This is a genomic window from Leifsonia soli (assembly GCF_013408745.1).
Classification (GTDB): Bacteria; Actinomycetota; Actinomycetes; order Actinomycetales; family Microbacteriaceae; genus Leifsonia; species Leifsonia soli.
On sequence record NZ_JACCBJ010000001.1, the window covers coordinates 1,188,236 to 1,200,662 of the forward strand.

Below are 12,427 nucleotides of genomic sequence, written 5' to 3' on the forward strand. Positions count from 1 at the left end.
CGGCACCGTGATCCCGTGCAGGCGCGAGTCTAGGCGCGACCACCGACATTCCAACCCGCCACGGCGGATGCGCCGGTCGCGGGCCGTCGCTCAGCGCGGTGCGCGCCGGAGGAGCGCAGGGAGCAGGAGTCCGACGAGCGCCGCGAGAGCGAGCCCGGAGACGACCGCGAGGACCGGGACGTCCGGCCCGGCGGCTCCACCGCCCGCACCGCCGCGGAGAAGGAGCAGCACGACCGCGGCGAGCTGGACCGGCGCCTGGACGATGGCGAACCGGCGGAGCGAGGGAAGCAGCACCGTCGGCTGCAGGCGCGCCGCGGCGGGCAGCGCGAGCATCCACCCGGCCAGCAGATGCATGGCGTGCGCTCCGGCGATCACGGCGAGCAACCGGGGCGTCAGCGTGCCGGGCCCCGCCAGGGAGGACAGCAGCAGCGCACCGATCAGCACCCACGCGGTGAGCCAGCGCGGTCGCCACACCGAGACGCCCACGAGGACGGCCGCGATGACCGTCCACGGGCCCTCGGGCACCCCCACCAGCACGAGGGGCAGCGCGATCGCGGCGAACAGCGCGCGCACCGACCAGGCGGGGACCGTGAACAGTCCGAGCACCGGAGCCGGGGCCGACGGCTCCTCCGCTGTGGTGGAGACGGCCGGAAGCCGACCGCCGTCGCGGCTCACCGTCTCCCCCGCCCCGAGACGCGCCCCGGCCCGGAGGCCAGCGCGCGCAGGGCCGCCTCGCGCAGGGCCGGATCCTGCCAGACGAGCAGCTCCACGCCGCCCGCCTGCAGCTGCTCGAGCCGCAGAGCACGCTCCAGCTCGATGGCGCGCAGGGCCAGACGGTCGCGCGCAGGCAGTTCCCGCCCATCCCGCGCGGGAAGCACGTCGACGGCGATCACCCGGTGCCCGGTGGCGCGCCAGGTGAGGGCGAGCGCGACGGGCTGGTCGTCGAGGAAGGTCGACAGCACGAACACGATCGACCCTGGCGCCAGCCGCGGGGAACGGACCCGCGTGAACGGCGCCCCGTTCGCCGCGGTCGCCTCGATCGCACGCAGCACACGCTCCCTGTGGCGCGCCCCGGCCCGCGGAGGGAGGACGCGCCGCGGCTCCCCCAGGTCGTCGAAGCCGACCCGGTCCGCCGCTCCGGTGTATGCGGCGGCGAGCGAGGAGGCGGCCTCCCGGGCGAGATCGAGCGACGACACGGCCGGCCGGGGGTAGGCACGCGGCCAGTCGGCGACGACGGCGCTGACGTCGTCGCGCGCGTCCAGCACCAGGTGCACGGCCGCGTCGGAGGTCGCCGTCGTGCGCCGGACGTAGAGGTCGGCACCGCGCCCGGCACGTGCCGTCGCCTTCCAGTCGATGCGCCGCAGACGGTCGCCGGGATGGAACAGGTCGATGTCGCGGAACTCGCCCCCGTTCCCGGGGCGGGTGGAGATGTGCTGGCCGGTCAGCCCGAGCAGTCGCGCGGGCAGCGGCAGGCTGCGCAGCGGCGCGCGCCGCGGGCGCACCACCCGCTCGACCACGGCCTCGTCGGAGGGGAGGCTCACCCAGGCCGCATCCGCTCCGATGGCCCGCACCTCCACCGCCGCGACGCGCTGCGGCCCGGAGTGGACGATCGGGACCGCGCTCCGCAGCTCGGCGGCCGCCCGCGGGGTGACCACCGCATCCACGGGCGCGGCGCCGCCGAGGCCCAGCCGCAGGTGCAGGGCGTCCGGGCGCTGCGTCGCGGAGGCGGCGACGAGGATGTCGATGGCCGCGCCACCGACGCGGCCGGCTGCATCGCCGTCACCGCCTGCGTGCGTCGTCACCGCGGTGGTGATGTCGACGGCGTCGACCCGTGCCTCCGTCGGCGCGGGAGCCGCATCCTCCGTGGTCTCGGGCCGTCCGGGGGTCTCGACCGCCGCCGGCCTGCGGTCCCAGTCCCAGGCCGCGCAGAGCAGCAGTGGGATGCCGACCAGCGCCGGCTCGAACCGCGACATCACGAAGGCGGCGGCGACACCCACCACTCCGACCACGATGGCGCCGGCGACAGCCGGGCTCGGCATCCACCGGGCCCGCGTCGTCGTGGCGGCGCGCTCGGTCACCGCACTCTGCCGTCCTGCGCCGGCTCGGACGCGTCCGCGCCTCCGCGCACGGCCGTGCCGACGGCCGGGGGCCCCGGCACGGTGTTGACCACCTCGGCGACGACCTGCTCCGCCCGCACGCCGCCCGTCCACGCCTGCACGGTCAGGGTGAGCCGGTGGGCGAGCACCGGGACGGCGACGGCCTTGACGTCGTCGGGGATGACGAAGTCGCGCCCGTCGAGGACGGCCAGGGCCCGCGCGACGAGGAGGAGCCCCTGCGACCCGCGCGGCGACGCGCCCACTTCGACGGACCGGTGCCTGCGGGTGGCCGCGGCGAGGCGGACGCAGTACGCGGCGATGTCCGCATCCACGTCCACCGACTCCACCCCTGCCTGCATCGCCGCGAGCGTCGCGGAGTCGATCACGGCCTCGACCGTTGCGACCTCGTGCCGCCGGGCCACGCGGGACAGCAGGACGCGCGACTCGCCCGCCTCGTCCGGGTAGCCGACGGCGAGACGCACCATGAACCGGTCGAGCTGCGCCTCGGGCAGAGCGTAGGTGCCCTCCGACTCGATCGGATTCGCCGTCGCGACGACGTGGAAGGGCGTCGGGAGCGGGAAGCTACGGCCCTCGACCGAGACCTGCCCCTCGGCCATCGCCTCCAGCAGAGCCGACTGCGTCTTCGGCGACGTGCGGTTGATCTCGTCGGCGAGGAACAGCCCGGTGAAGACGGGACCGGGACGGAACTCGAAGTCGCCGCTGCTCGGAACGTAGACGAACGACCCGGTGATGTCGGAGGGCAGCAGGTCCGGGGTGCACTGCAGCCGGCGGAAGTCCAGCCCGACGGCCGCGGCGATGCTCCGCGCGGCGAGGGTCTTGCCGAGCCCGGGGACGTCCTCGAACAGCACGTGGCCGCCCGCGAGGATCGTGGCGAACGCGATCCGCAGCGGGCCGCGCATCCCCACGACGACGCTGCCGACCCGCTCCAGGACGTCTGCGCCCAGCCGTGCGACCTCGGCCACGGGCAGCGGGGCCGGAGGCGGGGTGGGTGCGGACGTCGCGGATGCGGACGGCGTGGATGCGGCGTTGTGATCAGCGGGCACGGGGCGGCTCCTCGAGCGAGTGGGCGGTGGACGAGCGGGCGGTGGACGAGTCGGCGGTGGACGAGCCGGCGGTGGACGAGCGGGTGGCGGAGACCAGGCGTTCGAGCCGGTCCAGGACGGCGGCGATCTGAGCGGTCCGAGGCGAGGTGACCGCCGAGCCCCGACGGAGGAGGGCGAGCACGTCCGCGCCGAGGAGCGCCTCGAGCTGCGCATCCGCCCCCCGGTCCTCCAGGTCGAGTCCGCGCAGGCCGAGCGCACGTTCGGCGACCGCCCGCAGCGCGCGCAGGCCCTCGGGCGATGCGCGTCCTCCGCGGGAGCCGAACGACCAGCCGAGGGCGACGATGTCGCGCCGCGATCCCGGCCGGGGCGGCGGCGCCGGCTGCTCCCAGGTCAGGTCCGCGGCCTCGCCCAGGGCCGAGAGACAGGCCGAGAAGGCGAAAGCGGCGACGCCGAGACCGGCGGCGTGGGCCTCATCCATCCCCAGCGACCACGCCGTCAGGCCGATCGCGAGACCCAGCAGCGCACTGAGGATGAGGCGGCGCAGCATCCGCGGCGGCAGCCGCCTCGGGCGCGGCACGGGCGCCTGCCGGTCGTCCCGACCCTCGGCACGGCCCGACACGCGCGCGTTCATCCGCGGCCGCCGTCCCGAGCGCGCGAACCGGCGGCGGAGCCGACGCTCCAGGACCCGCGCAGCGCCTCGACCGCGGCGCGGGCGGCTGCGACGTCGGCGGCGGTCACCGGTGCGCTGCTGAACCGTGCTCGGAGGTAGAGGGCGAGGAACCGGGACGCCGCGTTGCGGTCGGCCGCGACGCGCGCGACGACGCGGGCGGCGAACTCCGCGGGCGTCTCGGCGGGGAGGCGGCGGACGCCCGAGTCGGCTGCGCCCTCCTCCAGCCCCACCCAGGCGGCCTCGATCGCGTCACGCGGCTCGCGCGGCTCGGCGAGCACCTCGGCGGCTCGCTCCAGCCCGCGGCGCACCTGCTCGGGCTCCGGCTCCGGGCCCTGGTCCGCGTGCGTCTCGGACGTCTCGGCCACGCCGACCGTGTCGAGCGGCGGCAGCTCGAGCGGCGGTGCCGCTCGTCGGCGGAGGCGCCACAGCAGTGCCAGGCCGATCACCACGGCGAGGATCACCAGCGCGACCAGCAGCCAGGACAGGTCGATCCGGACCTCGTGCGGCACGCCGCGCGGCTCCGGAGTGCCCGACTGCTGGGGTGCGGGAGCCTGGGAGCGGACGGGCGCGGGCGGCAGGAACATCCGCGGGCCGCTGAACCGGGGCGCACCCTGGAACGCAACGGCCACGAGAACGACCGCCGCGAGCACGACGCCCACGGCGAGCGTCCACCGCCGCCGTCCGTCCGTCTTCGTGGTCACCCTGCCACCGTAACCCGCACGGACGACCGACGGCGCCTTCCGACCGTGCCTTCTGACCGCGCGGCCGGACGCCGGTCAGCCCAGGTGCCCGGCCTTCTCCATCTGCCGCAGGTCGCGCTTCAGATCGGAGAGCTCGTCGCGCAGGCGTGCGGCCAGCTCGAACTTCAGCTCGCCCGCCGCGGCCAGCATCTGCTGGTTGAGGTCGGCGATCAGGCCTTCGAGCTCCGCCGCTCCCTGTGCCGCGATGCCGCCGTTGCGGAGGTTCGGCGTCGGGCTCTTGCGCTTCTGCTCCCGGCCGGCGAGCATCCGGGCGGTGTCCGCCTCCTCGCGCGCCAGCACGTCGGTGATGTCGGCGATGCGCTTGCGCAGCGGCGTCGGATCGATGCCGTTGACCCGGTTGTACTCGATCTGCTTCTCGCGACGCCGGTCGGTCTCCTCGATCGCGCTCTTCATGGAGTCGGTGAGCACGTCCGCGTACATGTGCACCTGGCCGGACACGTTTCGGGCCGCACGCCCGATCGTCTGCACCAGCGACGTCGAGGAACGCAGGAAGCCCTCCTTGTCGGCGTCGAGGATGGCGACGAGCGACACCTCCGGAAGGTCGAGGCCCTCGCGCAGCAGGTTGATGCCGACGAGGACGTCGTACACGCCCGCGCGGAGCTCTGTGAGCAGCTCCACCCGGCGCAGCGTGTCGACATCCGAGTGCAGGTAGCGCACTCGGACTCCGGCCTCGGCCAGGAAGTCGGTCAGCTCCTCCGCCATCTTCTTGGTCAGCGTCGTCACCAGCACGCGCTCGTCGCGCTCCACCCGCAGGCGGATCTCCTCCAGCAGATCGTCGATCTGGCCCTTCGTCGGCTTGACCACGATCTCGGGATCGATGAGGCCGGTGGGGCGGATGATCTGCTCGACCACGCCGTCGGCGATGCCGAGCTCGTACTTGCCGGGCGTCGCGGAGAGGTACACGGTCTGCCCGACCCTGTCCTTGAACTCGTTCCACTTCAGCGGCCGGTTGTCGAGCGCGCTCGGCAGCCGGAACCCGTGCTCGACCAGCGTGCGCTTGCGGGACGCGTCGCCCTCGTACATGGCGCCGATCTGCGGAACCGTGACGTGCGACTCGTCGATCACGACGAGGAAGTCGTCCGGGAAGTAGTCGAGCAGGCAGTGCGGGGCTTCGCCCGGCGCGCGGCCGTCGATGTGGCGCGAGTAGTTCTCGATGCCCGAGCAGAAGCCGATCTGCTCCATCATCTCGAGGTCGAACTGGGTGCGCATCCGCAGGCGCTGGGCCTCGAGCAGCTTGCCCTCGCGCTCCAGCTCCTGCAGCCGCTCGTGCAGCTCCTCCTGGATGGTGCCGATCGCGCGCTGCATGGTGGCCGGGCTCGCGGCGTAGTGCGTCGCGGGGAACACGGACACCGCATCCATCTTCGTGATCACGTTGCCGGTCAGCGGGTGCAGCGAGTAGAGCGCTTCGATCTCGTCGCCGAACAGCTCGATGCGGATCGCGTTCTCTTCGTAGACCGGGATGATCTCGATCGTGTCGCCGCGCACGCGGAACTTGCCGCGCGAGAAGTCGACGTCATTGCGCTCGTACTGCATGTTCACGAACCGGCGGATCAGGGCGTCGCGGCCGACGTTCTGCCCCACCTGCAGCGCGACCATCGCCTCCAGGTACTCCTCCGCCGCACCGAGGCCGTAGATGCACGAGACCGTCGACACCACGACGACGTCGCGCCGGCTCAGCAGCGAGTTGGTGGTGGAGTGCCGTAGCCGCTCGACCTCGGCGTTGATCGAGGAGTCCTTCTCGATGAAGGTGTCCGTCTGCGGGACGTACGCCTCGGGCTGGTAGTAGTCGTAGTACGAGACGAAGTACTCGACGGCGTTGTTGGGCAGGAGCTCACGGAACTCGTTGGCGAGCTGTGCCGCCAGCGTCTTGTTGTGCGCGAGGACCAGCGTCGGGCGCTGCACCTGCTCGATGAGCCACGCTGTGGTCGCCGACTTTCCGGTACCCGTCGCGCCCAGCAGCACCACATCGGTCTCGCCCGCGTTGATGCGGGCCGACAACTCGGCGATCGCATGCGGCTGGTCGCCGCTCGGTGTGTATTCGCTGACGACCTCGAAGGGACGGACGGAGCGCGTGGGAAGCATCTCACCAGTCTAGGAAGGACCACCGACACTGCGGCCGGCTCTCGCTCACAGCGGAACGGCGATCAGCCCGCCGGCCGGCGCAGCTCCTCCCAGAGCGCGTCGACCTGCTCGATGGTGTGCTCCAGCGTCCCGCCGGTGTCGATCACGACGTCGGCGACGGCGAGGCGCTCGGCGTCGGAGGCCTGCGAGCGGATCCGGCGCTCGGCCTCGGCGCGATCCATCCCGCGGAGCCGGACGAGCCGGTCGACGCGCGTCTGCTCGTCGGCATGCGCGACGACGACACGGTCGAAGGGATACGCGTTGGCCGACTCCACCAGCAGCGGGACGTCGTAGACCACGATCGCGTCCGGGTCGCGCTCGGCGGCAGCCCGGAACCGCGCGGTCGACTCCTTCAGCACGGCCGGGTGCGTGATGCCGTTGAGGGCCGCGAGGGCCTCCGGGTCGCCGAAGACGATCGCGCCGAGCGCCGGGCGGTCGAGACGGCCGTCGGCGTCGATCACCCCGTCGCCGAACCGGCGCGCGATCTCCGCCAGGGCCGGGGTGCCCGGCTCGACCACCTCGCGGGCGATGCGGTCGGCGTCCACCACGACGGCGCCGTGCGACGCGAGACGGGAGGCGATGGTCGATTTTCCGGACGCGATCCCGCCCGTGAGTCCGATCAGCTGCACGTGCCCAGCCTAGCCAGGCCGATGCACGGCGATCGCATGCGCGCGTCATGCATCCGGATCGCCGGGAACGACGAAGCGGCCGGCCCCGAAGGACCGGCCGCTCGTCAGAGGATGCTCAGTTGTTGGAGCTGAGCTTCTCGCGCAGAGCCGCGAGCGACTCGTCGTCGGCGAGGGTTCCGCCGGTGCCCGAGTCGGAGGTGTAGGTCGACGTGCCGCTGTCGGCGGCAGCCTCCTCGAGGCCCTTCGCAACCTGGCGCTTGTGCGCCTCCCAACGAGCCTGGGCGGCAGCGTACTGCTGCTCCCACTCGTCGCGCTGCGACTCGAAGCCTTCCTTCCACTCGTTGGTCTCCGGGTCGAAGCCCTCCGGGTACTTGTAGTTGCCCTGGTCGTCGTACTCGGTGACCATGCCGTAGAGGGCCGGGTCGAACTCGGTGCCCTCGGGGTCGACGCCCTCGTTGGCCTGCTTGAGGCTCAGCGAGATGCGGCGGCGCTCCAGGTCGATGTCGATGACCTTGACGAACACCTCGTCGCCCACCGAGACGACCTGCTCGGCCAGCTCGACGTGCTTGCCGGACAGCTCCGAGATGTGCACGAGGCCCTCGATGCCGTCCGCGACGCGGACGAACGCACCGAACGGAACCAGCTTGGTGACCTTGCCCGGTGCGACCTGACCGATCGCGTGGGTGCGGGCGAAGACCTGCCACGGGTCCTCCTGCGTCGCCTTGAGCGACAGCGAGACGCGCTCGCGGTCCAGGTCGACCTCGAGGATCTCGACGGTGACCTCCTGGCCCACCTCGACGACCTCGGAGGCGTGCTCGATGTGCTTCCAGGAGAGCTCCGACACGTGGACGAGACCGTCGACGCCGCCGAGGTCGACGAACGCACCGAAGTTGACGATCGACGAGACGACGCCCTTGCGGACCTGGCCCTTGTGCAGGTTGTTGAGGAACGTGGTGCGGGACTCCGACTGGGTCTGCTCCAGCAGCGCGCGGCGCGAGAGCACCACGTTGTTGCGGTTCTTGTCGAGCTCGAGGATCTTGGCCTCGATCTCCTGACCCAGGTACGGGGTGAGGTCGCGGACGCGGCGCAGCTCGATGAGCGACGCCGGCAGGAAGCCGCGCAGGCCGATGTCGACGATCAGGCCGCCCTTGACGACCTCGATGACCGTACCGGTGACGACACCGTCGGCCTCCTTGATCTTCTCCACATCGCCCCAGGCGCGCTCGTACTGCGCGCGCTTCTTGGACAGGATGAGGCGACCCTCCTTGTCCTCCTTCTGGAGAACGAGTGCCTCGACGGTGTCGCCGACCTCGACGACCTCGCTGGGGTCGACGTCGTGCTTGATGGAAAGCTCACGGGAGGGGATGACGCCCTCCGTCTTGTAACCGACGTCGAGGAGGACCTCGTCGCGGTCGATCTTGACGACGGTGCCTTCGATGAGGTCTCCGTCGTTGAAGAACTTCAGCGTCTTTTCGACCGCGGCAAGAAAGTCCTCAGCAGATCCGATGTCGTTGACGGCGACCTGCTTGGGTGCCTTGTCGGTCGTTGCGGTTGTCATGTAGTGGGTGCTCCGTAATGGACAGGAATCAGGCCGTCGCGGTGTTCTTCTGATGTGTTTCCGCGAACGGCAGGCGGATAGGGATGTCACACAAGTGACGTTCTAGTCTACCGGGCTGCGGACGCGTGCAGCAAGCCGCGGTCGGAGAGGATGTCGCGGAGCGCCGGCGCGAGGTCCGGGTAGGCGAAGGTGTAGCCCGCGTCGAGCAGGCGTTCGGGCACGACCCAGCGGCTTTTCAGCACCAGCTCGGTCTCCGTCCGGATCGCGATGGAGCCGAGTTCGAGCATCCACCGGTGGGCCGGCAGCCCGATCGGACGGCCGAGCAGGCGGCGCAGCTCGGCCATCAGCGTGCGGTTGTCCGTCGGGTTCGGCGCGGAGATGTTGACCGGTCCGTCGAGGTCGGACCGCCCGCGCAGGAACTCGATCGCCCCGAGCACGTCGGCGATGTGGACCCAGCTGAAGCGCTGGCGGCCGCCACGCGCCCGGAACTCGTGGAACGTCCCGGCATTGCGGCGCGCGGTCGTGGCGAACCACGGCCCGTCGACCTGGGGACCGCCCAGCCCGAACCGGGTCAGATTGACCAGCGGCGTGAGCGCGCTGCCGTCGCCGAGCACGATCGCCATCCGCAGGGCGACGCGTCGGGTTCCGGGGAGATCCCCCTCGAACAGCTCGCGCTCCCAGGCCTTCGCGACCTCGACAGAGAAGCCCGTCCCGAGCTCCCCCGTCGACTCGGTCATCGGGCGGTCCTCGGCGTGACGGTAGATGGTCGCGGTGGAGGCGTTGAACCAGACCGGCGGCGGCGCGTCGCTTTGCGCGATCGCCTCCCGCACGGCGCGGGTCGTGGCGAGCCGCGACCGGAAGATCTCCGCACGATTGGCATCGCCGTAGCGGCAGTCGACGCTCTTCCCGGCGAGGTTGATCACCGCGGCGGCGCCGGAGACCGCCGCGCGCAGGCCCGCCGCGTCGTCCCACCGCACGTCGGGGCCGGAGCGGCCGATGAGGACGACCTCGGCTCCCTCAGATCGGTAGTGCTCCTCCAGGTAGCGCCCGACGAAACCGGACGCCCCCGCGATGACGATGCGCTCTTTCACTCCGATGACTCCCCCGATTGTGTGCGTGCCCGTCTGTGTTCCTGTGTCGCGCTGTGTTTCTGTGTCGCGGCTGCCCGCTCGATGCCGTACCGGAACCGCCCCCGGTACTGGTAGATCCTGCCGATCAGCGGCGCGCGGACGACGATGGACACCCGTTGCTGCTTGTGCTGGTCGTCCCACTGCTCGGTCAGCGCGACGACCGGGGCGAGCGGATCCGGGATGCGCACCCGCCGGCCGCGGACGACGAGCCACACGGCGGTCGAGCGCAGCCGCAGACCGCCGTCCCTCACCGTCGCCGCGAAGCGTGCCTCCGCCCGGACCGGATCGCCGAGGCGGTCGACGATCGCGCCACCGTCGACGCGGATCACGTCCACCATGGTCGCGTGGCCGGAGGGCAGCAGGAACGTGCGCGCCGCCGCGACGGCGGACGACCCGTCCGGCCCGCCGACGGGGCGGTTCTCGACGGCGAACGGCACCTCGCGCTCCCAGACCGGGAACATGACGTGCGATCGAGCCAACACGGCGAGCACCGGCCACAGCCACCGCCGCGGCGTTCCGACCGTCTCGAACACGCCCGTCCCCCGGCCGACCGCGCCGGCCGGGATGGCGTCGAAGTACGCCCGCAGTCGCGGATGCAGCTCGTCGAACGCCGCGCCCAGCACGGCGCAGTACGGGGAGGTCACCGAGAAGAGGGTGCGCCGCTCAGTCGAGCAGCGCCGCCTTCAGCGTGTCGAGGCCGACGCCGCCGATGTCGAGGGCCTTCTTGTGGAACGCCTTGATGTCGAACGACGCGCCCTCGCGGCGGGCGTACTCGTCGCGCAGCTGCTCCCAGATGCGCTGGCCGATCTTGTACGACGGCGCCTGCCCGGGCCAGCCCAGGTAGCGGTTGACCTCGAAGCGGACGAAGCCGTCGTTCATGTTGACGTTCTCGCGAAGGAACGGGAACGCGTCCTCTCCCGTCCACGCCCGCGAGCCGTCCGGCAGCGGCTTCTCGAGGTGCACGCCGATGTCGAGCACGACGCGCGCCGCGCGCATGCGCTGCCCGTCGAGCATCCCGAGCCGGTCGGCCGGGTCGTCGAGGTAGCCCAGCTGCTCCATCAGCCGCTCGGCGTAGAGCGCCCAGCCCTCGGCATGCCCGGACGTGCCTGCGATGCGGCGCCACGAGTTGAGCTGCGCCTTGTTGTAGGTCGCCTGCGCGATCTGCAGGTGGTGGCCGGGGACGCCCTCGTGGTACACGGTGGTCAGCTCGCGCCAGGTGTCGAATTCGGTGACGCCCTCGGGGACGCTCCACCACATCCGGCCCGCTCGCGAGAAGTCGTCGCTCGGCCCGGTGTAGTAGATGCCGCCTTCCTGCGTCGGCGCGATCATGCACTCGAGGCGGCGGATCTCGGCGGGGATGTCGAAGTGCGACTTCCCGAGCTCTTCGATCGCGCGGTCGCTGGTCTCCTGCATCCAGCGCTGCAGCGCATCGGTGCCGTGCAGCTTGCGGCTCGCGTCGCCGTCGAGGAACTCGATCGCCTCGAGAACCGTCGCTCCCGGCTTGATCTCGCGCGCGATCGACTCCTGCTCGGCACGCATGCGGGCGAGCTCCTCGATGCCCCACTCGTACGTCTCGTCGAGGTCGACGGTGGCGCCGAGGAAGCTCCGGGAGGCCAGCGCGTACAGCTCGCGGCCCACGGCGTCCTTCTCGGGGGCGTGCTGCGCCAGCTCGTTCTCGAAGAAGTCGGCCAGCGTGGCGTACGCCTGCGCGGCCTCCTTCGCGCCGTCCGCCAGATCGCCCTTCAGCGACTCGGGAAGCGTGCCGTTGAGCGGCTTCGCGTCGGCGGTGAACTCGAAGAAGAAGCCCGTGTCGGCGACCTGCTTCCGCGCCTGCGCGAGCACCTCGCGCACCTGACGGATCGCCGGGACGTTGCCCGCTGCGATGCCGCTGCGCAGGGTCTCGATGTAGCCGTTCATCGCGGCCGGGAGGTTGTGGAGGCGCTTGGCGACGTTGGCCCAGTCGTCTTCGGTGTCGGTCGGCACGAGATCGAAGATGTCGCGCAGCTCCTGCGGCGGCGACGCGATGACGTTGAGGTCGCGCTGGGCGAAGCCCGCCTCGTGCTTCTCGACGGTGAGCTGCAGCTCACGCGTAAGGTCCATCTTCGTGACGCGGTCGATGTCGTCGACCGGCTCGGCCGCTTCGATGCGGGCGAGGGTCTCTCTGACTTTGCCGATGGCGTGCTCAGCACCGGCCGGCGAATAATCGGCGTACTCGCCCTCGCGGCCTGGGCGGCCGAGCCAGACGTGGAACTCCGGGTACAACTCGAGCTGGGTGTCGACCCACTCCTCGGCGATCGTGTCGACCGGAGTGGGTTCGCGCTTCTGATCGTTGGTCATGATCCGACCCTATCGAGGAGGCGGCGGCCCGGTCACGGTGTGATCGAGTGCGCACCTTGCC

Annotated in this window: 11 protein-coding genes; all 11 read right to left on the reverse strand. The window is 71.7% G+C overall.

The features are described from left to right. Positions 1 to 90: 90 nt before the first annotated feature. The 11 genes from BJ963_RS05790 to BJ963_RS05840 all read right to left on the reverse strand — a co-directional run bounded on the left by BJ963_RS05790 (position 91) and on the right by BJ963_RS05840 (position 12,366). The gene (locus BJ963_RS05790; protein WP_246297997.1) at positions 91 to 675 is read right to left on the reverse strand and encodes a hypothetical protein; all 585 of its coding nucleotides are present in this window, start codon (positions 673 to 675) and stop codon (positions 91 to 93) included. Continuing rightward, a complete protein-coding gene (locus BJ963_RS05795; protein ID WP_179455232.1) occupies positions 672 to 2,078 on the reverse strand; it encodes a DUF58 domain-containing protein in 1,407 nt (468 codons plus the stop codon). The genes BJ963_RS05790 and BJ963_RS05795 overlap by 4 nt, the downstream gene beginning before the upstream one ends. Then, positions 2,075 to 3,160 (reverse strand): AAA family ATPase, encoded by a 1,086-nt coding sequence (locus BJ963_RS05800; protein ID WP_179455234.1) that lies wholly within the window; start codon positions 3,158 to 3,160, stop codon positions 2,075 to 2,077. The genes BJ963_RS05795 and BJ963_RS05800 overlap by 4 nt, the downstream gene beginning before the upstream one ends. Then, the gene (locus BJ963_RS05805) at positions 3,150 to 3,791 is read right to left on the reverse strand and encodes a hypothetical protein (RefSeq protein ID WP_246297998.1); all 642 of its coding nucleotides are present in this window, start codon (positions 3,789 to 3,791) and stop codon (positions 3,150 to 3,152) included. Before BJ963_RS05805 ends, BJ963_RS05800 begins: the two co-directional genes overlap by 11 nt. Continuing rightward, on the reverse strand, positions 3,788 to 4,531 hold the full coding sequence (locus BJ963_RS05810) for a DUF4129 domain-containing protein (protein ID WP_343037233.1): 744 nt from the start codon (positions 4,529 to 4,531) through the stop codon (positions 3,788 to 3,790). Before BJ963_RS05810 ends, BJ963_RS05805 begins: the two co-directional genes overlap by 4 nt. Positions 4,532 to 4,606: 75 nt before the next feature. Then, a complete protein-coding gene (uvrB, locus tag BJ963_RS05815) occupies positions 4,607 to 6,673 on the reverse strand; it encodes an excinuclease ABC subunit UvrB (protein ID WP_179455236.1) in 2,067 nt (688 codons plus the stop codon). Between the two features lie 62 nt (positions 6,674 to 6,735). Then, on the reverse strand, positions 6,736 to 7,341 hold the full coding sequence (gene coaE, locus BJ963_RS05820; RefSeq protein ID WP_179455238.1) for a dephospho-CoA kinase: 606 nt from the start codon (positions 7,339 to 7,341) through the stop codon (positions 6,736 to 6,738). 115 nt (positions 7,342 to 7,456) lie between these two features. Continuing rightward, positions 7,457 to 8,899 (reverse strand): 30S ribosomal protein S1, encoded by a 1,443-nt coding sequence (gene rpsA / locus BJ963_RS05825; RefSeq protein ID WP_089910628.1) that lies wholly within the window; start codon positions 8,897 to 8,899, stop codon positions 7,457 to 7,459. A 107-nt stretch (positions 8,900 to 9,006) separates the two neighbouring features. Beyond that, entirely contained in the window at positions 9,007 to 9,990 is a 984-nt protein-coding gene (locus BJ963_RS05830; protein ID WP_179455240.1) for a DUF1731 domain-containing protein, read from the reverse strand. Further along, positions 9,987 to 10,673, reverse strand: coding sequence for a DUF4166 domain-containing protein (locus tag BJ963_RS05835; RefSeq protein ID WP_179455242.1), 687 nt, complete (start codon positions 10,671 to 10,673; stop codon positions 9,987 to 9,989). Before BJ963_RS05835 ends, BJ963_RS05830 begins: the two co-directional genes overlap by 4 nt. Positions 10,674 to 10,692: 19 nt before the next feature. Then, positions 10,693 to 12,366: a DUF885 domain-containing protein gene (locus tag BJ963_RS05840; RefSeq protein WP_179455244.1), complete on the reverse strand. Its 1,674-nt coding sequence runs from the start codon at positions 12,364 to 12,366 to the stop codon at positions 10,693 to 10,695. Positions 12,367 to 12,427 lie beyond the last annotated feature (61 nt).